Here is a 19,515-nt window from a genome sequence, read left to right on the forward strand (position 1 = left end):
GCCGCTCGCCATGCTCGTCGCCGCCTCGGTGCCCGCCGCGGCGCAGACCGGCGACCTGGCGGCGGTCCAGCGCCATCTGTCGGCGGTCAACACCATGACCGCGGCATTCAGCCAGACCGATCGCAATGGGCAGGTGCTGACCGGCACGCTGACGCTCAAGAAGCCGGGCAAGATCCGGTTCCAGTATCAGAAGGGCGTGCCGATCCTGATCGTCGGCGACGGAAAGGCGCTGACCTTTATCGATTATTCGGTGCGGCAGGTGCAGCGCTGGCCGATCGGCAATTCGCCGCTGGGCGTGCTGCTCGACCCGACCAAGGACCTGTCTCGCTTCGCCAAGGTGGTATCGAGCGGCGATCCACGCGTCGTCTCGGTCGACGGCTACGACGCCAGGCATCCTGAATATGGCCGCATCAATCTGGTGTTTGCTCGTGACGCGAGTGCGCCGGCGGGGTTGATGTTGCAGGGCTGGGTCCAGCTCGATGCGCAGGGCAATCGCACCACGATCCGATTGTCGAACCAGAAGTTCAACCAGCCGGTGAGCGACGGAACGTTCCGCTGGAACGATCCGCGGAGGCAGAACCGCGCGGGCTGAACGGAACCCCACCCGTTCGTTCATCTGCGCGACAGGCTGGCGGGACTAAGTAAGGGTCCGCGGACGTGGGGCGTATCGGGGATTTTTCCCCCTGTTGCCCCGGACCTCCACGGTCCCGCCTGCGTGACGAACGACAGGTCGGCCCTCGCTCCTTGCCCCCGGAGCGAGGGCCATTCTGCGACTGGGCCAAGAAACTGGCGCATGAGCACGGCCGGCGGGCCGCTAGGCCCGTCCGACGATGTGGGCTCTGCCCACGGCAGCCCCTTTGAAGCAGCACGGCCGCGGGTAAGCGAGAGCCCGGTACGACCGCATTCCCTCCCCTTGGCAGCCCCTCCTCCGCGGCGCTACACGGCGCGCGTGAAGATCGTGTCCTGGAACATCAACTCGGTGCGGTTCCGCATCGACATTGTCGAGCAGTTCCTGCGTGAGGCCGTACCCGACGTGCTGTGCTTGCAGGAAACCAAGGTGGTGGATGCCGACTTCCCGGCCGAGGCGTTCCGCGCGCTCGGCTATGACCATGTCATTCTCCATGGACAGCGGATGCATCACGGCGTCGCGATCGTCGCGCGCGTGCCGGTGGTCGAGGATGACCGGCTCGATTGGCAGGCGAACAAGGAGGCCCGCCATCTGGGTGTGCGGCTGCCGAACGGTGTTCGAATTGAGAATGTCTACGTTCCCGCAGGCGGCGACGTGCCCGATCGCGACGTGAACCCGAAGTTTGGGCAGAAGCTGGACTTCGTCGAGCGGATGACACGGTGGTCGCAAGCGCTCGACTGTCCGACGATCCTGACCGGCGACTTCAACATCGCCCCCCTGCCCGCCGACGTGTGGAGCCACAAGGCGCTGTTGAAGGTCGTCAGCCACACGCCGATAGAGGTCGAGGCGCTCGACACGCTCAAGGCGTCGAACACGTGGGTCGATCTCGGGCGGCACTTCTACCCGGCGCCAGCGCGGCTGCACACGTGGTGGAGCTATCGCTCACCCGACTGGACCAAGAACGATCGCGGGCGGCGGCTCGATCACATGTGGGCAACCGCCGACGTGGCGGCGCAGGCGCGTTCGCACACGGTGTTCGAGGCTTGCCGCAGCTGGTTGAAGCCGAGCGACCATGTGCCGATCATGACCGAGTTCGACTGGTGAGCGCGCGCGCTGCGGCCAAGGCGATCGATGCGCTGCGCCGCGGCTGGCCGATCGAGCTGCGCGCAGAAGGCGAGGCGCCGCTGACGCTGCTGGCGATCGAGACTGCGGACGAGGCGCGGCTGCGTGCGTTCGCGCCGGAAGGCTACGAGGTGCTGATATCGAGCGGACGGGCGGAAACGCTGACGCTGCTCAACCAACGCGCGTCGGGCAACCCCGACCAGCCGGTTTTAATCGAGCGTGCACCATGGTTCGACATGGCGCTGGCGACCGCGATCGCCGATCCACAGCGTGATTTAGCGACGCCGATGAAGGGGCCGTTTCGCACGCTCGACAACGCGCGACCGATCGCAACCGCGGCGGCGCTGCAACTCGCACGGATCGCGGGGCTGCTGCCCGCCTTCTTCACCGACGGTATCGATCCAGAGGTGGTCATCACCCCCGACGACATCACCGCGCACGAGGATGCGACCCGGCTGTCGATCGCGGTGCGCGCCAAGCTGCCGGTCGATGGCGCGGAAGACGCGGAGATCGTCGCGTTCCGATCGCCCGAGAGCGCGGACGAGCATGTCGCGCTGGTGATCGGCACACCCAACGGGCGCTCGCCGGTGGTGCGGCTGCATAGCGAATGCCTGACCGGCGATGTGCTCGGCAGCCTCAAGTGCGATTGCGGTCCGCAGCTCCACGCCGCGATCCACGCGATCGAGGAGAGCGGCTGGGGTATCCTGCTGTATCTGCGTCAGGAAGGGCGCGGGATCGGGTTGATCAACAAGCTACGCGCTTACGCCTTGCAGGATCAGGGATTTGACACCGTCGACGCGAATACGCGGCTCGGTTTCGCGATCGACGCGCGCGACTTCGGGGTGGCCGCGCGGATGTTGACACTGCTCGGGCAGCGCGAGGTGCGGTTGTTGACCAACAATCCCGCCAAAGTCGCTGGGCTGGAGGCCGCAGGCGTGCGCGTGATCGAGCGTGTAGCGCATTTCCTGCCGGCGAACCCGCACAACGAACGCTATCTTGCCACCAAGCGCGACCGGACCGGCCATCAGCTCTGACGCGCTGATCGTCGTGTTCGGTGCCGCGGTGCGCGCCGACGGCCGGCCTAGCGGCGCACTCGCAGGTCGGATCGCGCTGGCGCGACGGCTCGCCTTGGCACGACTGGGTGCGACCGTATTCTGTTCGGGTGCGGTCGGGCGCACGGGGCCATCGGAAGCATCGGTGATTGCGCGTGACCTTTCTGATGTGGTCGCGCCTCATCGCCTGATCCTGGACGAGGCGAGCCGCGACACGTTGCAGACCGCGCGTGCCGCCGCCGCCTACGCGACCGCGAACGGGATCACGCGCTGCATCGCCTGTATCGACAATTGGCATCAACCACGCGCACGCATGCTGCTCGCGTTGTTCGGGCTCACTGCCGAGGGTGCATGGCTCGATCACGGCCAGCGCCCGATCCGGCGGCGCGCGCGTGCCTATGCGCGCGAGTTGCTGGCGCTACCCTATGATGCGGTGGCGGGTATGTGGGCGCGCGTCAGGCGAGGAGCGCGCTGACCTCGTCGTAATCGCGGGCGATCACATCGACGCCGATCGCGCGCAGTCGTCCGGCGTGATCGGGTGCGCAATGCGTGCCTGCGACCAGACCGATGACGTAGCCCCCGCTCGCAACCGCGCCGGTCGCACCGACGGGTGAGTCCTCCAGAATCGCGCAGCGCTCGATCGGCACGCCCAGCCGCTCGGCACCGTAGAGATAAAGGTCGGGTGCGGGTTTGCCGCGGGTCACGTGCTCGGCGCCTGAATAGACGTGCTCACCGAAAATGTCGCTGAGGCCCAGGTGCGCCAGATGAGCGTGGAGCCAGCGCGTGTTGCTCGACGACACGACCGCCTTGGGCAGATCGGCGGGCAGGCTCCGGACGAAGGCGACGGCGCCCGCGACTTCCTCGATCCCCTCTGCCACGCAGCGCGCGTCCTCGGCTGCGCGCGCTTCGTGAAAGCTGGCGGGCAGCGGACCGCCGATCCAGCGCTCCACCGCGCCGCGAAAATCGGCACCGGACAACCCCATGAAGTTCGCCATCGATTGCTCGGGCGTGGTCGGGTGGCCGATGCTGGTCAGGAAGCTGGCAATCTGACGATTGCCGGCCGCCTCGCTCTCGATCAGCACGCCGTCGAAATCGAACAGGAGTGCTGCGAAACGGCACGGGATCGCTTCGCGGGAACGATCCTCGGTCGGCAGTCCGGCAGGCTTCATCCGCGTGCTCCGAACAGAGCCGAGCCGACGCGGACGTGCGTCGCACCCAGCGTCACCGCGGTTTCGTAATCATCCGACATGCCCATGCTGAGCCCGGCCAGGTCATGATCGCGCGCGATCTTCGCCATGAGCGCGAAATACGGCGCCGCCTCCAGCCCGGCAGGAGGCAGGCACATCAGCCCGGCGATCGGCAGATCGGCGCTGCGTGCCTCCGCCAGCAAGGCGGGCAGACCAGCGATCGCGCAGCCGCCCTTTTGCGGTTCGTCGCCGATATTGACCTGGAGGAAGCACGCCGGGCGCCTTCCTTCCTGGTCCATCGCGCGTGCGAGAGCGGTGATGAGCGAAGAACGGTCGACCGCGTGGATCGTGTCGGCGATGGCGACCGCCTCGCGCGCCTTGTTTGACTGCAATTGGCCGATCAGGTGGAGGCGCGCGTCAGGAAAGCGCTCGCGCAAGCCAGGCCATTTCGCCTGCGCCTCCTGCACCCGATTCTCGCCGAAATCGCGCTGCCCGGCGACGAGCAGGGGCTCGATCGCCTCGGCTGGGTGCGTCTTTGAGACCGCGATCAGCGTGACCTCAGCTGGCTGCCGGCGGGCGGTAGTCGCCGCCTTGTCGATCGCGGCGCGGACCGCGACGAGGCGCTCGGTCACGGATCGGTGATCGACCGCGGCGGACTTGGGAGCACGTGGGATCAGCAAGGGTTCGTCGAAGGGCATCGCGCGGGCTATAGGTTCAGAGATGGACTGCTGCCAGCCCCGCACCCGCCAGACGCGCCGGCTGCCGACGCGCTGGTTGATGACCGACGAGCGAATGGGTGAGGACTTATGGCGCGCGCTAGCGCGGCTGCCGCGCGGCGGAGGCGTGGTGTTCCGGCACTACTCGCTCGCGCAGGCTGAGCGCCGACGGTTGTTCGTGCGCGTACGAGCGGTGGCGCTGCGACGCGGGTTGGTGCTGGTGCGCGCGGGCACAACGCGGATGCCCGGCGAGATGGGAACGCATGCGCGGCGGGGATCAGGCGTGGTGACGTGGCCGGTGCACGACGTCGGCGAAGCACGCGCAGCGCGGCGCGCACGTGCGGACGCGGTGTTCGTCTCGCCGGTGTTCGCGACCCGGTCGCACCCCAGCGCAGGGGGGCTGGGCGAGCGCCGCGCACGCGTGATCGGGCGCGCGGCGGGTGTGCCGATCATCGCACTGGGTGGAATGAGCGAGGCGCGATTCCGTCGTTTACACGGCTTTCACGGTTACGCCGCGATCGACGCCTGGCTGGCGTGATCCATTAATAATCAGAAGCGGAAGGCGGTGCCCACGTAGACCGCCTGGCTGTCGCGGCGATCATCCTCGCGGCGCGTCAGCCGCTCGCGCTCACTCTTGTAGCGCATGCCCGCGGTCAGATCGATGTTGCGCGTGAGCGAGTAGGAGCCGCCAAGGTCGAGCGAGTAGCTCGGCCGCTCGGCCACCAGGCTCGGCGTACCCGCGAGTGCGCGATCGGCGGTGGCCCGAAGCTGGCCCGACACGTGATTGCCGGCGTAGCTGAGTGACAGGTCAGACGACTCGCGACCACCCGGTGCCGCCACCAGATCGACCTTGGCCATGTCACCCGCGACTGCAAACCGCTTCCACCCGACCGATACGCCGAGGTTGTAGGCGATTGGTGCGAGGCCGACCGTCGGGCTGGGTGCGACCGCGGCGAGGCGACTGTCGCGTGGCGATGTCAGCGTCGAACGCGCACGCACCGCGACCGTCACCGAACGATTGCCGCTGCGCGACTCGGTCGGGGTAAAGCTGAACCCGCTGGCGTCCAGCCCGCTGCGCGCGAACAAGGCGGCGAGCTTCGGATCGGCCGCGGCCGGGGTGAAGGTGCCTGCCACCCGCGGCGCCACGAAACGCTTGACCGTACGCGGTGCCGTTTCTGCCGCACCGAACGCGGGCGCGACGGCGAAGGCGATCGCGGCGCAGGCGACCCCCAAGCTGCCACCAATGACCCGACGTGCGCTCACGACTCAAACACCCCTCAACGGCGATCTACGCCGCTCCGAGAAGCGACCTAGCAGCTTCGGGTTCCAAGTCCATCGGGGGTGGCGGCGAATCAGCCCGAGTGTTGCGGATACACCACAGCTTGCACGCGCTTGCCGCGCTTCGCGCGTACGGATAGAGACGGAGCATAGCGGTGCGCCCGCCTCGCGGCGCGTGTTTTTGCCAAGGATACTGCCATGTTTCGCCGTTCGCGTGTCGCTTTGGGCCTCTGCGCCGCCCTCGCCGCCTCAACCGTGCTTGCGGGATGCAGCACCGGCGGCAACAAGCGCCCGTCGGCTGACCTCGCCGCATCGAAGGTTACCACGATCGGCGTCAACAGCTACCTGTGGCGCGCGACGCTCGATGCGCTGAGCTTCATGCCGCTGCTTCAGACCGATTCGAACGGCGGCGTCGTGGTGACCGACTGGTACGTCAACCCGCAGCTGCCAACCGAGCGGATGAAGGTCACGGTGTCGATCCTCGATCAGGATCTGCGCGCCGACGCGGTGCGTGTCGCCGCACTGCGCGAGGTGAACCGTGGCGGGCAGTGGGTGTCCGCGCCCGTGGCAGCCGCGACGACGCAGAAGCTGGAGGACATCATCCTGACCAAGGCGCGTGACCTGCGTCGTGGGTCGGTGACCGGCTGAGCGACGCACCACGCATGGCCAACCGGTTCAATGCCCTGAAGGCGGACGCGCACTGGCAGGGGGTGTGGGACGAACGCCGCACCTTCGCCGCCGACGACAATAGCGCCAAGCCCAAGAGCTACGTGCTCGAGATGTTCCCCTACCCGTCGGGGAAGATCCACATGGGGCACGTGCGCAATTACACGATGGGCGACGTGCTGGCGCGTTACCGCCGCATGACGGGGCACGAGGTGCTTCACCCAATGGGGTGGGACGCGTTCGGCATGCCGGCCGAGAATGCCGCGATGGAGAAGGGCGTCCATCCGGGCACCTGGACGCGGGCGAACATCGCGACAATGAAGGCGCAGTTGAAGCGCCTCGGCTTCGCGCTCGATTGGACGCGCGAGCTGGCAACGTGCGAGCCCGATTATTATGGGCACGAGCAGGCGCTGTTTCTCGCCTTCTACGAGGCGGGGCTCGTCTACCGCAAGGAATCAGCGGTCAACTGGGACCCGGTCGACATGACCGTGCTCGCCAACGAGCAGGTGATCGATGGGCGCGGCTGGCGCTCGGGCGCGTTGGTCGAGAAGCGCAAGCTCTCGCAGTGGTTCCTGAAAATTACGCAGTTCGCCGACGAGTTGATCGACGGGCTGGGCGCACTCGAGCATTGGCCCGACAAGGTCCGGCTGATGCAGGAGAATTGGATCGGGCGCAGCCAGGGGTTGCGGTTCCGCTTCTTGCTCTCTGATGGCGGCAGCGTGGAGGTGTTCACGACGCGGCCCGACACGATCTACGGCGCGAGCTTCGTCGCAGTGGCGGCGGATCACCCGATCGCGCAGGCGCTCGCAGCGGAGAACGCAGACGCCGCGGCGTTCATCGAGCGGTGCAAGCAGGGCGGCACCACTGCGGCGGAGCTGGAAACGCAGGAGAAGCTGGGGTTCGATACCGGGCTGACCGCGGCGCATCCGCTGGGTGCGGGCGAGCTGCCGGTGTACATCGCGAACTTCGTGCTGATGGAGTACGGCACCGGCGCGGTGTTTGGTGTGCCCGCGCACGACCAGCGCGATTTCGAGTTCGCGACCAAGTACCGCCTGCCGATCCGCCGCGTCGTCGCTGATGGCGAGCGGACCGACCCCACATTCGACGACGACGCGGCCTATATCGGCCCCGGCGTCCTGGTGAACTCGCGCGAGCTCGACGGGATGAGCGTCGAGGATGCCAAGCGCGCGGTGATCGCGCGCGCCGAGGAAGCGGGCTGGGGCGAGGGGACGACGGTCTATCGCCTGCGCGACTGGGGGGTGAGCCGGCAGCGTTACTGGGGCACGCCAATTCCGATCATCCACTGCGCGGCATGCGGCGAGGTGCCGGTGCCGCGCGAACAACTGCCGGTGGTCCTGCCCGAGGACGTCAGCTTCGACGTGCCGGGCAACCCGCTCGATCGTCATTCGATGTGGAAGCATGTGGCGTGTCCACGGTGCGGCGGCGAGGCGCTGCGCGATACCGATACGCTCGACACGTTCGCCGATTCATCGTGGTACTTCATCCGCTTCGCCAGCGCGCCGGGCGATAAGCCGTTCGACAAGGCAGTGGCGGAGAGCTGGTTGCCGGTCGGGCAGTATATCGGCGGGGTCGAGCACGCGATCCTGCACCTGCTCTACGCACGCTTCTGGACGCGCGCGCTGCGTCATGTCGGGCTGCTCGACGTGGCGGAGCCGTTCACCGGGCTGTTCACGCAAGGCATGGTGACGCACGAGACGTACCGGCTCGACATACCCGATCACGACGGTCCGCCGGCGGCCTTGTGGGTCAACCCCGCCGATCTGACGGTGGGCGAGGGTGGTGCGCTCTCGTTCGTGACCGAGGCGGGCGCCTCGATCCCGGTCATCCGCGGCCGCGTCGAGAAGATGTCCAAGTCGAAGAAGAACACGGTCGATCCCGAACCGATCGTGGATCAGTACGGTGCGGATGCGGTGCGGTGGTTCATGCTGTCCGACTCACCGCCCGAGCGCGACCTGGAATGGAGCGAGAACGGTATCGAGGGTGCGTGGCGCTTCGTCCAGCGCCTATGGCGGCTGGTCGACGCGGAGCCGGAGGCCGGCGGATCAGACGATGCCGCGCTCGATCGCAAGCTGCATCAGGCGATCGCCGGCATTGCCGCCGATATCGAGGCGCTGTCGTTCAACAAGGCGGTGGCGAAGCTGTACGAACTCACCAGTGCGATCGAGAAGGCTGCGCCGTCTGCGAGCCGTGCCGCGGCAGTCGACACGCTGCTGCGGCTCGTCGCACCGATGGTGCCGCACCTGGCGGAAGAAGCATGGGCCGCGCGCGGCCATGCCGGCCTGATCGCGGACGCCCCTTGGCCAGAGGTCGATCAGGCGCTGCTGGTTGAGGACGAGGTCACGATCGCGGTTCAGGTTAACGGCAAGCTGCGTGATACGTTGGTGATGCCGAAGGGCGCAGCAAAGGACGTTGCCGAGGCGATGGCACTGGCAAGCGACAAGGTCACCCGCGTGTTGGAGGGCAAAGCGCCCCGCAAGGTCATCGTCGTGCCTGATCGCCTCGTGAACATCGTCGCATGACGCGCCTGCGCTCGCGTGCATTCCCGCTCGCTGCCCTGTTGCTGGCCGGATGCGGACTCCAGCCGCTCTATTCGGGCGGGAGCGCGGGTCCGGTCGCGAGCGCAATCGGACAGGTCGAGATCGCGCCGATCGAGGGCAAGGCTGGCTGGCTGGTCACCAACGCGCTTAACGATCGACTCGGCGCCGTTTCGAGCGGGGCTGGGTCGAGCGGGGCGGCACGCTACCGCCTCGTCGTGCGGTTGGATGATCAGATCAATGGCCTCGGCGTACGCCGTGACAACAGCGTCACGCGCGAGCGCCGCACGCTGCGTGCACGGTACCAGTTGATCGACGCTGCGCAGGGCACGGTCGTGCTTGATCAAACCGCCGGCTCGGACGTTGGCGTCGACGTGGTGCAGAGCGACTATGCCGTCATCGCGGCGGAGAATACCGCGCTTGAACGATTGTCGGTCGTGATCGCGGATCAGATCGTCGCCCGGCTGGCACTCTACGCGAGGCGCCGCGCGCAGCCGCAGCTGTGAAGGCGTCGCAGGCGCAGCTTACCGCCGCGCTCGACCGCGGCGGCGGCGACATCCGGTTGTTCCTGCTTCACGGTCCCGATGAGTCGGGTGCGCAGGCATTCGCGGCGCGACTCGCCCGCAGCATGGGCGAAGGTGTGGAGCGCATCGATCTCGACGCGGCGACGCTGCGCAACGATCCGGCCCGGCTGGCGGACGAGGCCGCGTCGCTGTCGCTGTTCGGCGAACGACGCTTCGTTCGCGTCACGGGCGTGGGTGAGGAAAGTGCCGATGCGGTTGAGGCGTTGTTACAGGCGCCGAGCGCGGGCAATCCCGTGGTCGTCATGGCGCCGAGTGCGAAGGCAACGGGACGGCTGGTCAAGCTGGCGCTCGCCGCCGATCGCGCGATGAGTTTCGCCTGCTATCCGCCCGACGGCAACAATGCCGAGGCTTTGGTGGCTGGAATGGCGCGCGAGCAGGGGCTGCGACTTGGTGCGGGAGTCGCTGCGAGGATCGTGCGCGCTAGTGACGGCGATCGCGCCATCATGGCGTCCGAGGTGGAGAAGCTGGCGCTCTACCTTGACGCGGGTGTGGATCACCCGCTCGACGCCAGCGTGAGCGACCTGGAAGAAATCGGTGCCGAGCTGGACGAGGGCGACATCGCGCCGATCGTCGAGGCAGTGATCGCGGGCGATGCGGCGGCGCTGATCGATGCGCTGCGACCGATGCAGGGTAGCGATGCCTCACCGATCCCGTGGCTGCGTGCGCTGGCGCGGCGGTTGGCGAGCCTGAGCGAGATGCGCGCTGCGGTCGATGCGGGCGAGGGTGCGGGGCAGGTGGTCAAGCGTTTCCGCGTGTTCTGGCGCGAAGAAGGTGCAACGATCGCGGCGTTGCAGCGCTGGAATGTTCCACGCCTGACGCGCGTGCTGGAAATCGTGCGCGCGACCGAGCGCGAGGTGATGACACGAGGCGCAGCCGGGCGGACGATCGCCGACCAGCAACTGCTCACGCTTGCTCGGCGGCGCTGACCCCGCGGCCTAGATGTCTTCCCCGCTCAGCCGCTGGCACACCATGTCTAGCTGCTCGAGCGAACTGTAGTCGAGCGCGATCGTCCCGCTACCCGCGGGTGAAAAGGTGATCCGCACCTTCAACCCGAGCAGATCGGCGAGCTGGGTCTCGAGTGCTGCAATGTCGGCGCCATTGGTGTTATCACCTGGCGCGTCGGGCGCCGCTGCCTTGGCTGTGCGTGGGCGTTTCTTGCCGGCGCTGGCGAGCTTCTCGGTCTGACGAACCGACAGGCCCTTGGTAACCACCTGGCTGGCGAGTGCTGCCGGGTCGGGTGCGGTGATGATCGCGCGTGCGTGACCCATCGACAGCGAGCCATCGACCACCTGCGACTGGATCGTCGCCGGCAGGTCGAGCAGCCGCAGCAGGTTGGCGACGTGGCTGCGAGATTTATGGACGACCTTGGCGAGCGCTTCCTGCGTGTGACCGAATTCGCCCAGCAGCCGCTTGTAGGCTTCCGCCTCTTCGATCGCGTTGAGTTCCTGGCGCTGGATGTTCTCCACCAGCGCGATCTGGAGCGTGTCGCTGTCAGTATAATCGCGCACGACGACGGGCACTTCGTGCAGCCGCGCCCGTTGCGCCGCGCGCCAGCGACGCTCGCCGGCGACAATCTGATAGCCGTGGCCGTGCGGGCGCACGACGATCGGCTGGATGATGCCGCGCTCGGCAATCGAAGCGGCGAGTTCCTCCAGCTTCGTCTCGTCGAAATGGCGTCGTGGCTGCTCGGGATGCGGCGAGATCGCGCCGACCGGAATCATCCGAACGGAGGCACGCGCCTCGCCGCCCGCGCTCGCTTCCCGCTCGTCACGCGCGACATCGCCCAAGAGCGCGCCGAGGCCGCGCCCCAGACCGGATCGATTACGCCGCGTCGCTGCCTCGCTCATGCCGCAGCCTCCGCCTCGACCTTGGGCAGCCGCACGATCAACTCGCGCGCGAGTGCCATATAGGCCTCCGACCCGCTGCAGCGGTGATCGTAGATCAGCGCGGGCAGGCCGTGGCTCGGCGCCTCCGACAGGCGCACGTTGCGGGGGATTACTGTCTCGAACACAACCTTGCCGAGCACCGCACGCACGTCGCTCGACACCTGCTCGGTCAGGCGATTGCGGCGATCGTACATGGTGAGCGCGACACCCAGGATCGACAGCGCCGGATTGAAGCGCGAACGGATACGCTCCACCGTGCTGAGCAACTGACTCAACCCCTCCAGCGCGAAGAATTCGCATTGCAGCGGCACCAGCAATGCATCGGCCGCAACCATCGCATTGATCGTCAGCAACCCGAGTGAAGGGGGACAATCGATCAGCACGATGTCCCAATCGCCACGGCTCTGCTCCAACGCCATGTGGAGCCGGTGCGTTCGCTGATCGAGCTCGACAAGCTCGATTTCTGCGCCAGACAGGTCGACGGTCGCGGGGATGATGTCGAGTTTGGGCACTGCGGTATGGACGACGCCGGCGTCGAGCCCTCCCGCGTCGATCAGCACGTCGTAACTCGACCGGGTTCGCATCGCGTGGCCGATGCCCAGGCCGGTTGACGCATTCCCCTGCGGGTCGACGTCGATCAGCAGGACGCGGTGACCCGATGCGGCGAGCGCAGTGCCGAGATTGATCGCGCTGGTGGTCTTGCCGACACCGCCCTTCTGATTGGCTATCGCGATGCAGAACATCGGGCGCGTACTCCTGTCGCGATCAGAATTGTGGATGCGGGATCAGTGATGCTCTGTTCCACGTGAAACGTTCCGTGCCATCCCGAACGTGCTTTGACAATCTCATCCTGCCCCGTTCGGCCGCGCGGCAGCAGGTAAGTGGTTAATGGAACACGGAAAGCAGCGGTCATGTCGAACAAGGCATCAACCGTCGCAACCGCCCGGGCGGAGATGACATCGTACGTCGCGACTGGCGCGGTTTCGGCGCGCGTTTGGTGCACCGTCGCCGTGATGCCCAGCGTTTCAACGGTGTCACGCAGGAAGGCCGCGCGCTTGGCGCGGGGCTCGACCATCGTCACATGACCGTCGAACAGGATTGCGGCCACCACGCCGGGAAAGCCCGCTCCGGTGCCGACGTCGAGCCACGTGCGCGCCGCGGCAGGGGCGACGCACAGCAATTGCGCCGAGTCCACGATGTGGCGAGACCAGATCAGCGGGATCGTCGAGGGCGAGATCAGGTTCTGCCGCTCGGTTTCGTCGCGTACGATCGCCACGAACCGCGCGAGACAGGCGATCGCCCCCGCTGAGAACCGCTCGGCCAACCAGCCGCGTGCTTGATCCTCGGTCATGATGCGTGCTTCTGAAGCTTGCGCGCATGCAGCCATAAGGTGGACAGCGCCGCAGGGGTCACGCCGCGCACCCGCGAGGCTTCCGCGAGCGTCCTCGGTGCCGCGAGCGTCAGCCGTTCGATCATCTCGTTTGAGAGGCCCGGGATGTCGCGCAACGTGCCGAGCGGGGGCAGGGCGACGCCCTCATCCTTGCGCATGCGTGCAATCTCCTCTGCCTGGCGAACGAGATAGGGAGCGTAACGCCGATCTTCCTCCACTTCACGGATTAAGTCCGCCGGCGCGTTCTGAGCTTCCCCGGCGCGGACGCGCGCGCGCAATGCATCACGTTGTTCGATATGGGCGCGGCGCTCAGGTGTGACACAATCGAGCGCCAGGGCCAGCGGCGAGAGCCGCGTCTCAGCATTGTCGGCGCGCAGCGAGAGCCGGAACTCGGCGCGCGCGGTCAGCATCCGGTATGGTTCGCTGACACCCTGCAACACGAGGTCGTCTATCATCACCCCGATGTAGCTGGTGGCGCGATCGAGCTTGGCGACGGGAAGGTCCAGCGCGTGCGCCGCGGCGTTGAGGCCGGCGACTAGCCCCTGCGCGGCGGCTTCCTCATAACCCGTTGTCCCGTTGATTTGCCCGGCACAGAACAGGCCGGACATGGCGCTCAGTTGAAGATGATGATCGAGCGCGCGCGGATCGACGTAATCGTATTCGACCGCGTAACCCGGAGTCGTGATCCGCGCGCGTTCGAGCCCCGGAATTGAGCGGACAAGTGCTTCCTGAACGTCGCTCGCGAGCGAGGTTGAAATGCCGTTTGGGTAGACCGTCGCATCATCGAGCGCTTCGGGCTCAAGGAAAATCTGATGCCCGTCACGATCCCCGAAGCGATACACCTTGTCCTCGATCGACGGGCAGTACCGTGGCCCCTGACCCTCGATCGCGCCGCCGAACAGCGGTGAGTCGTCGAGACCTGCGCGGATGATGTCGTGCGTCTCCGCCGTCGTACGGGTGATGGCACACGCGACCTGCGGGAGCAGGCGGTTGGCGCTCATCGGCGACATCGTCCAGCTGTCAGCATCCGAAGGTTGCGGCTCCAACTGTGCCCAATCGATGGTGCGACCATCCAGACGCGGTGGAGTGCCGGTCTTCAGCCGTGCGATCGGCAGACCGGCCGCGCGCAATTGCTCGCCCAAGCGGTTGGCCGGTGCTTCGTCAACGCGGCCACCCTGCAGCCGTTCGGCGCCACGAAACAGCCGTCCGCCAAGGAATGTGCCCGTTGCCAGTACCACCGCCGTCGCGTGGATGGTCTGTTCCGCTGCGGTGACAAGCCCGGTGAGACGATCACCCTCGAGCAGCAATGCCGACGCTTCGCCGGCGAGCACATCGAGGTTCGGCTGGCGGGCGAGCAGGTGCTGGACCGCCGCGAGGTAACGCCCGCGGTCGGCCTGAATGCGCGGGCCCTGAACAGCCAGCCCCTTGCTCCGGTTCAGCATGCGATGGTGGATCGCGGCGGCGTCACTCGCTCGCGCCATCAACCCATCAAATGCGTCGACCTCACGGACGAGATGGCCCTTGCCCAGGCCGCCGATCGACGGATTACATGACATCGCGCCAACCCGATCCGGTCGCTGCGTCAGCAGCGCGACGCGCGCGCCGCGCCGCGCCGCAGCGGCAGCAGCCTCAGTGCCAGCGTGGCCACCGCCGACCACCACCACATCATAGTCGTGTTTCACGTGGAACATTCACTTCCCAACGCAGAAGCGCGCGAACAATGCATCGAGCATCGCCTCGGTGGCGTCGATGCCCAGCAAAGCAGCCAGGTGGGTGCGCGCGGTGCGTAGTTGCTCTGCCATCAACAACAGGTCTGTTTCAACCGCTGCGTGTTCCAGAAGCTGGTGGGCGGCAACGACGCGCTCGCGCTGCTCTTGATGCAGCAGCGCCGTCGTGGTCGGCGGCATGATCTGCTCGGCGCGGCTCTGGATTTGTGACCAAAGCGCCTGGATCGTATCGGGATTCCTGATCGAGGTGCCGATCGCACCAGCTGGTCTGGAGGCACGCCCAGGCGCGTCGGTGCGGGCGTGCACCACCATCGCGCCCGGGGGGGGCGCGTCGGGCGCGCCGAGCCACAGCACGAGATCGGCGTCACCGACCGCCTGTCCAGCGCGCACGATCCCGATCCGCTCGATCTCGTCGTCGGTCCGGTCGCGCAGCCCGGCGGTGTCGACCAAGACGAATGCGATGCCTCCACGCTGCACCACCGCTTCCAATGTATCGCGCGTCGTGCCCGCCTGCGCGGTCACGATCGCCGCCTCGCGCGCGAGCAGCGCATTGAACAGCGACGACTTGCCCGCGTTCGGCGGCCCGGCAAGCACCACGCGCACCCCGTCGCGAAGCCGCTCAACCGTCGGACGATCGAGCACGGCCCCGATCTCAGCTGCGAGCCGACCGATGTCGATCGCGAGCGAACGCTGGTCTGCGGACGCGACATCGTCCTCGTCGCTATAGTCGAGCGATGCCTCAACCTCGGCCGACACCTCGGCGATCCGGCGTAGCCAACCGGCAACCGAGCGGCTGATCTCGCCTTCCGAGGCAGCGAAGGCAGCGCGTCGTTCCGTTTCGGTTTCGGCGGCGAGCAGATCTGCCAGCCCCTGCGCTTGGGCGAGATCAAGGCGCCCGTTCTCCAGCCCGCGGCGGGTGAACTCACCCGCGACGGCAGGACGCAGGCCGGGCAGAAAGCCGAGCGCCGCCTCCACCGCCGCCACGACTGCGCGTCCACCATGCAGGTGGAACTCGACCAAATCCTCACCGGTCGCGGTCGCCGGACCGGGAAAGGTAAGAACGAGTGCACGGTCGAGCGGCGCGCCGGCTGCATCACGCAATGTCCGCAATCCTGCGCGGCGCGCGGGGGGCAATTTGCCGGCCAAGCGCTCCGCCGCGTCGAACGCGCTGGGTCCACTCACGCGCAGCACGGCGATCGCCGCGGGAGGACGACCACTCGACACGGCGTAGATCGTGTCCATCAGCTCGTCGGTTTCGTCGTCGCGTTGAACATCGTGCGCCAGAAATCCATGCCGGCGTCCCCTACCGGAGACCAACTCTTCATCATCATGTTGACCGTCTCCGGCGAGACGCCGCCGCTCTCCATCGCCTCCTGCAGCCGGGCGAGATAGCGCTCGTGGAGCGGTGACAGATCGGGGAGTCCCATGGCGCGGCGCGCTTCCTCGGGCGTGCATTCGACCTCTATCGTAACTTTCACTCACACCTCCCGTGGCATGCCCTCGGGCACCGCTGCTTCTTGCATCACGCATCCGCCGGGCGGCAACGTTCACGCGTTGCAAACCGTTCGGGCACGTGGCTAGGCGCTACGTGGTGGCGGCGATGGCCCGCGACAATCGAGGGAGATGATGATGACCTGCAACGTGACGGTGGATACGCTCGATAGACAGACCATGCCCGCCTATCGCGCCGAACCCGAAGGAACGCCGAAGGCCGCGATCATCGTCATCCAGGAGATTTTCGGCGTGAATGCGGGCATCCGCCGCAAGTGCGATACGCTGGCGGAGGCAGGGTATCTCGCGATCGCACCCGACCTGTTCTGGCGAATCGAGCCGGGTATCGAACTCGATCCCGACATCAAGCCGCAGATGGACCGCGCCCTGTCGCTGATGGGCCAGTTCAACCAAGACGCGGGCGTGCGCGATATCGAGGCCGCGATCCGCTACGCCCGCGACGCGAGCGGCGGGCGCAAAGTGGGCGCGGTCGGTTACTGCCTGGGTGGGCGACTGGCGTACATGACCGCGGCTCGGACCGATGTCGACGCGAGCGTCGGCTATTACGCGGTCGGTGTCGACGGGCTGCTGGGCGAGAAGCACGCGATCGCGCATCCGCTCATGCTCCACATCGCGGGTGAGGACGGCTTCGTCGACAAGGAAACGCAAGCCAAGATGCATGAGGGGCTGGACGACCACCCCAAGGTGACGTTGCACCATTACCCGGGTGAGGACCACGGCTTCGCAACCGAATTTGGTGAACGGCGGTCGGACGAGTCGGCGCGTCAGGCGGACGAGCGGACGATGGCGTTCTTTGCCGAACATCTCGGCTGAAGCTGTGCGGGCGGGGTATCACGCCCCGCCCACATCTTCAGACCGGCTGCCCGTCGGTATCGCGCAGTACCTCGCGCCGCCCGACGTGATCGGGCCGGCTGACGACACCGTCCTTCTCCATCCGCTCGATGAGACGCGCGGCGGAATTGTAGCCGATCCGAAGCTGGCGCTGAATCCACGAGGTTGACGCCTTCTGGCTCGAACACACCAGCGCAACCGCCGCGCGGTACTGCTGGTCCTCGGCTGAATCTTCCCCAGTCGGCGCGCCATCAAGCGCGAAGCTCTGCTCGGGCTCTTCGGTGACCGAGTTGATATAATCGGGTGCACCCTGCGCGCGCCAGTGATCGGTTACCGCCTGCACCTCGTCGTCGCTGACGAAGGGACCGTGGACGCGGACGATCCCCTTGCCGCCGGGCATGTAAAGCATGTCACCCTTGCCGAGCAGCTGCTCCGCGCCCTGTTCGCCCAGGATCGTGCGCGAGTCGATCTTGCTGGTGACGTGGAAGGAGATGCGCGTCGGCAGGTTGGCCTTGATGACGCCGGTGATGACGTCGACCGACGGACGCTGCGTCGCCATGATCAGGTGGATTCCCGCCGCGCGCGCCTTTTGCGCCAGCCGCTGGATCAGGAACTCGACCTCCTTGCCCGCGGTCATCATCAGGTCGGCGAGCTCGTCGACCACCACCACGATCTGCGGCAGCACGTCGTAGTCGAGCTGCTCCTCCTCATGCACCGGGCGGCCGTGCTCGTCCCATCCGGTCTGGACGCGGCGACCGAGCGGCGACCCCTTGGCCTTGGCCGCGCGCACCTTCTCGTTGAAGCTCGCAAGGCTCCGCACGCCGACCGACGACATCTGACGATAGCGATCCTCCATCGTCTCGACCGCCCATTTGAGCGCGCGCACCGCCTTCGCCGGATCGGTGACAACGGGCGAGAGCAGGTGCGGGATGTCGTCGTACATGCTGAGTTCGAGCATTTTAGGATCGATCATGATCATCCGGCACTGCTCGGGCGTCAGGCGATAGAGCAGCGATAGGATCATGCAGTTCAGCCCCACCGACTTGCCCGATCCGGTGGTGCCCGCGACGAGCAGGTGCGGCATCGGCGCGAGATCGGCGATGACGGGATCGCCCGCGATATTCTTGCCCAGGATAACGGGCAGTTGCGCGGTCAGATCGTCGAAGGTCTGCGATCCGACGAGTTCGTGCAGCGACACCGATTCTCGCTTCTGATTGGGCAGTTCGATGCCGATCACGTTGCGCCCCGGGATCACCGCGACGCGTGCCGAGATCGCCGACATATTGCGCGCAATGTCGTCGGCAAGCTGGATCACGCGGCTCGCCTTGATACCGGGCGCCGGCTCGAGCTCGTACATCGTGACGACGGGGCCGGGACGGACCTCGACGATGTCGCCCTTGACGTTGAAGTCGTCGAGCACCGTCTCGAGTAGCCGCGCATTGCGTTCCAGCGCGGCCTTGTCGACCGGCCCGGAGGTAGAGACCGGCGCGGGGTTGAGCATGTCGAGCGTCGGCAGGACATAGTCGCCGCGCGCCTCCCCGGTCGGGGCCGACGCGGCCTTGGGCTTGGCCGCGGTCGGCGCGAGCTTGCGCTCACCGATGACGGGGGCAGGGCGATCCTCCGCCTCGACCAGCGGTTCGGCGCGCATCTCGCGGCGCGCAGGCGGCGCGGAGAGTGCCTGACTCTCCTCCAACTGCTCCTCGTCTTCGTCGTCGTAGAGATAGTCGTCGTCGCTGCGCGCGCGGACGCGACGACGCGCGAAGCGGCCGAAATCTATTTCAAGGCTGCGTCCCCACACGATCACGCCCGTGAACCCGGTTACGAAGCCAAGCGCGACCAGCGCCCACCAGCTGACCGCCGCGTTGTTCGCGAACGCCAAGCCCCAGCGAGCAGCCGCGACGATCGCCAACCCGACGGCGCCGCCCCAGCCGAACGGCAGCGCAGGCACGGCATCCGGGGCGACGCAGGCGAGCGCGATCGCCATCAATGCGACGCCGAGCATCGCGGTGCGCAGCATCCGCCCCCACGCACCCGCGGGCTCGTCGCGCCACAACCGCATTGCGACGATCGGTCCCACCGGCAGCAGCAGCGCGCCCGCGGGTCCGAACACCATCAGTGCAATATCAGCGAACCATGCGCCGATGGGGCCGAGCAGATTGTCGACCCCGCCGCCTGCCGTATTGAGCGCGCTGTCGCCGGGATGGTAGCTGGCGAGCGCCAGCGCCATCGCGGCCGTTGCCACGAACAGCGCGATCGCGACCGCGAGCGACCAACTGCGCAGCGCGCCCGCCTTCACCGTCTCGCGCCACAAGGGTGCGGTTGCACGGGTCGCCATAACTGATCCTCAGCGATGTATGGGAAAGCGTAAACCATCTGCCCGC

At 67.1% G+C, this 19,515-nt stretch carries 20 protein-coding genes; 10 read left to right on the top strand and 10 right to left on the bottom strand.

Features of this window, described 5'->3' with window-relative positions; all coding sequences use genetic code 11:
• Window positions 1–10 precede the first annotated feature (10 nt).
• From Q0579_RS09555 to Q0579_RS09570, 4 genes are all read left to right on the top strand, one after another.
• On the top strand, window positions 11–592 hold the full coding sequence (locus Q0579_RS09555) for an outer membrane lipoprotein carrier protein LolA (protein WP_298811896.1): 582 nt from the start codon (window positions 11–13) through the stop codon (window positions 590–592).
• Between the two features lie 357 nt (window positions 593–949).
• Window positions 950–1,732 (top strand): exodeoxyribonuclease III, encoded by a 783-nt coding sequence (locus Q0579_RS09560; protein ID WP_298811687.1) that lies wholly within the window; start codon window positions 950–952, stop codon window positions 1,730–1,732.
• Window positions 1,726–2,784: a GTP cyclohydrolase II gene (ribA, locus tag Q0579_RS09565; RefSeq protein ID WP_298811897.1), complete on the top strand. Its 1,059-nt coding sequence runs from the start codon at window positions 1,726–1,728 to the stop codon at window positions 2,782–2,784. Before Q0579_RS09560 ends, ribA begins: the two co-directional genes overlap by 7 nt.
• Window positions 2,747–3,277, top strand: coding sequence for an ElyC/SanA/YdcF family protein (locus tag Q0579_RS09570; RefSeq protein WP_298811689.1), 531 nt, complete (start codon window positions 2,747–2,749; stop codon window positions 3,275–3,277). The genes ribA and Q0579_RS09570 overlap by 38 nt, the downstream gene beginning before the upstream one ends.
• Here the strand turns inward: Q0579_RS09570 and Q0579_RS09575 are convergent.
• Both Q0579_RS09575 and Q0579_RS09580 read right to left on the bottom strand, forming a co-directional pair.
• On the bottom strand, window positions 3,258–3,971 hold the full coding sequence (locus Q0579_RS09575; protein ID WP_298811690.1) for an HAD family phosphatase: 714 nt from the start codon (window positions 3,969–3,971) through the stop codon (window positions 3,258–3,260). The two genes, Q0579_RS09570 and Q0579_RS09575, sit on opposite strands and share 20 nt — an antisense overlap.
• Window positions 3,968–4,621 (bottom strand): YggS family pyridoxal phosphate-dependent enzyme, encoded by a 654-nt coding sequence (locus tag Q0579_RS09580; protein WP_298811692.1) that lies wholly within the window; start codon window positions 4,619–4,621, stop codon window positions 3,968–3,970. The genes Q0579_RS09575 and Q0579_RS09580 overlap by 4 nt, the downstream gene beginning before the upstream one ends.
• 145 nt (window positions 4,622–4,766) lie before the next feature.
• Between Q0579_RS09580 and Q0579_RS09585 the strand changes: the two genes are divergently transcribed.
• A complete protein-coding gene (locus Q0579_RS09585; protein WP_298811694.1) occupies window positions 4,767–5,243 on the top strand; it encodes a thiamine phosphate synthase in 477 nt (158 codons plus the stop codon).
• 11 nt (window positions 5,244–5,254) lie between these two features.
• Here the strand turns inward: Q0579_RS09585 and Q0579_RS09590 are convergent, their stop codons facing one another.
• Entirely contained in the window at window positions 5,255–5,968 is a 714-nt protein-coding gene (locus tag Q0579_RS09590) for a hypothetical protein (protein ID WP_298811696.1), read from the bottom strand.
• A gap of 213 nt (window positions 5,969–6,181) precedes the next feature.
• On the opposite strand from Q0579_RS09590, the gene Q0579_RS09595 reads away from it, so the two are divergent.
• The 4 genes from Q0579_RS09595 to holA are packed head-to-tail and all read left to right on the top strand — an operon-like array spanning window position 6,182 to window position 10,714.
• Complete coding sequence (locus tag Q0579_RS09595) at window positions 6,182–6,631, top strand: DUF3576 domain-containing protein (protein WP_298811698.1); 450 nt, start codon at window positions 6,182–6,184, stop codon at window positions 6,629–6,631.
• A 14-nt stretch (window positions 6,632–6,645) separates the two neighbouring features.
• Window positions 6,646–9,189: a leucine--tRNA ligase gene (gene leuS, locus Q0579_RS09600; RefSeq protein WP_298811700.1), complete on the top strand. Its 2,544-nt coding sequence runs from the start codon at window positions 6,646–6,648 to the stop codon at window positions 9,187–9,189.
• Window positions 9,186–9,710, top strand: a complete 525-nt coding sequence (lptE, locus tag Q0579_RS09605; RefSeq protein ID WP_298811701.1) for an LPS assembly lipoprotein LptE — start codon at window positions 9,186–9,188, stop codon at window positions 9,708–9,710. Before leuS ends, lptE begins: the two co-directional genes overlap by 4 nt.
• Complete coding sequence (gene holA, locus Q0579_RS09610; RefSeq protein WP_298811703.1) at window positions 9,707–10,714, top strand: DNA polymerase III subunit delta; 1,008 nt, start codon at window positions 9,707–9,709, stop codon at window positions 10,712–10,714. Before lptE ends, holA begins: the two co-directional genes overlap by 4 nt.
• 9 nt (window positions 10,715–10,723) lie before the next feature.
• On the opposite strand, the gene Q0579_RS09615 is transcribed toward holA, so the two are convergent.
• The 6 genes from Q0579_RS09615 to Q0579_RS09640 are packed head-to-tail and all read right to left on the bottom strand — an operon-like array spanning window position 10,724 to window position 16,269.
• Window positions 10,724–11,635: a ParB/RepB/Spo0J family partition protein gene (locus tag Q0579_RS09615; RefSeq protein WP_298811704.1), complete on the bottom strand. Its 912-nt coding sequence runs from the start codon at window positions 11,633–11,635 to the stop codon at window positions 10,724–10,726.
• Entirely contained in the window at window positions 11,632–12,417 is a 786-nt protein-coding gene (locus Q0579_RS09620; protein WP_298811706.1) for a ParA family protein, read from the bottom strand. The genes Q0579_RS09615 and Q0579_RS09620 overlap by 4 nt, the downstream gene beginning before the upstream one ends.
• Window positions 12,399–12,998 (bottom strand): 16S rRNA (guanine(527)-N(7))-methyltransferase RsmG, encoded by a 600-nt coding sequence (rsmG, locus tag Q0579_RS09625; RefSeq protein ID WP_298811707.1) that lies wholly within the window; start codon window positions 12,996–12,998, stop codon window positions 12,399–12,401. The genes Q0579_RS09620 and rsmG overlap by 19 nt, the downstream gene beginning before the upstream one ends.
• 23 nt (window positions 12,999–13,021) lie before the next feature.
• Window positions 13,022–14,755: a tRNA uridine-5-carboxymethylaminomethyl(34) synthesis enzyme MnmG gene (gene mnmG, locus Q0579_RS09630; RefSeq protein ID WP_298811709.1), complete on the bottom strand. Its 1,734-nt coding sequence runs from the start codon at window positions 14,753–14,755 to the stop codon at window positions 13,022–13,024.
• Window positions 14,756–16,033 (bottom strand): tRNA uridine-5-carboxymethylaminomethyl(34) synthesis GTPase MnmE, encoded by a 1,278-nt coding sequence (gene mnmE / locus Q0579_RS09635; RefSeq protein ID WP_298811710.1) that lies wholly within the window; start codon window positions 16,031–16,033, stop codon window positions 14,756–14,758. It abuts the gene before it with no gap.
• On the bottom strand, window positions 16,033–16,269 hold the full coding sequence (locus Q0579_RS09640; protein ID WP_298811711.1) for a DUF6489 family protein: 237 nt from the start codon (window positions 16,267–16,269) through the stop codon (window positions 16,033–16,035). Before Q0579_RS09640 ends, mnmE begins: the two co-directional genes overlap by 1 nt.
• A 151-nt stretch (window positions 16,270–16,420) precedes the next feature.
• Between Q0579_RS09640 and Q0579_RS09645 the strand changes: the two genes are divergently transcribed.
• Window positions 16,421–17,116 carry a dienelactone hydrolase family protein gene (locus Q0579_RS09645; protein ID WP_298811713.1) on the top strand — a complete coding sequence of 232 codons (696 nt, stop codon included), beginning with the start codon at window positions 16,421–16,423 and terminating at the stop codon, window positions 17,114–17,116.
• A gap of 37 nt (window positions 17,117–17,153) precedes the next feature.
• Here the strand turns inward: Q0579_RS09645 and Q0579_RS09650 are convergent, their stop codons facing one another.
• On the bottom strand, window positions 17,154–19,469 hold the full coding sequence (locus Q0579_RS09650) for a DNA translocase FtsK 4TM domain-containing protein (protein WP_298811714.1): 2,316 nt from the start codon (window positions 19,467–19,469) through the stop codon (window positions 17,154–17,156).
• Window positions 19,470–19,515 lie beyond the last annotated feature (46 nt).

Origin of the sequence: uncultured Sphingomonas sp., from assembly GCF_936927845.1 — a bacterium.
Lineage (GTDB): Bacteria > Pseudomonadota > Alphaproteobacteria > Sphingomonadales > Sphingomonadaceae > Sphingomonas.

Excerpts from the sequence above, each read along its gene's own strand:
- Q0579_RS09615 (WP_298811704.1), bottom strand. The coding sequence starts at position 11,635 with ATGAGCGAGGCAGCGACGCGGCGTAATCGATCCGGTCTGGGGCGCGGC.
- lptE (WP_298811701.1), top strand. The coding sequence starts at position 9,186 with ATGACGCGCCTGCGCTCGCGTGCATTCCCGCTCGCTGCCCTGTTGCTG.
- mnmG (WP_298811709.1), bottom strand. The coding sequence starts at position 14,755 with ATGTTCCACGTGAAACACGACTATGATGTGGTGGTGGTCGGCGGTGGC.
- Q0579_RS09575 (WP_298811690.1), bottom strand. The coding sequence starts at position 3,971 with ATGAAGCCTGCCGGACTGCCGACCGAGGATCGTTCCCGCGAAGCGATC.
- Q0579_RS09620 (WP_298811706.1), bottom strand. The coding sequence starts at position 12,417 with ATGTTCTGCATCGCGATAGCCAATCAGAAGGGCGGTGTCGGCAAGACC.
- Q0579_RS09650 (WP_298811714.1), bottom strand. The coding sequence starts at position 19,469 with ATGGCGACCCGTGCAACCGCACCCTTGTGGCGCGAGACGGTGAAGGCG.
- Q0579_RS09555 (WP_298811896.1), top strand. The coding sequence starts at position 11 with ATGCTCGTCGCCGCCTCGGTGCCCGCCGCGGCGCAGACCGGCGACCTG.
- leuS (WP_298811700.1), top strand. The coding sequence starts at position 6,646 with ATGGCCAACCGGTTCAATGCCCTGAAGGCGGACGCGCACTGGCAGGGG.
- mnmE (WP_298811710.1), bottom strand. The coding sequence starts at position 16,033 with ATGGACACGATCTACGCCGTGTCGAGTGGTCGTCCTCCCGCGGCGATC.
- Q0579_RS09645 (WP_298811713.1), top strand. The coding sequence starts at position 16,421 with ATGACCTGCAACGTGACGGTGGATACGCTCGATAGACAGACCATGCCC.
- Q0579_RS09585 (WP_298811694.1), top strand. The coding sequence starts at position 4,767 with ATGACCGACGAGCGAATGGGTGAGGACTTATGGCGCGCGCTAGCGCGG.
- Q0579_RS09595 (WP_298811698.1), top strand. The coding sequence starts at position 6,182 with ATGTTTCGCCGTTCGCGTGTCGCTTTGGGCCTCTGCGCCGCCCTCGCC.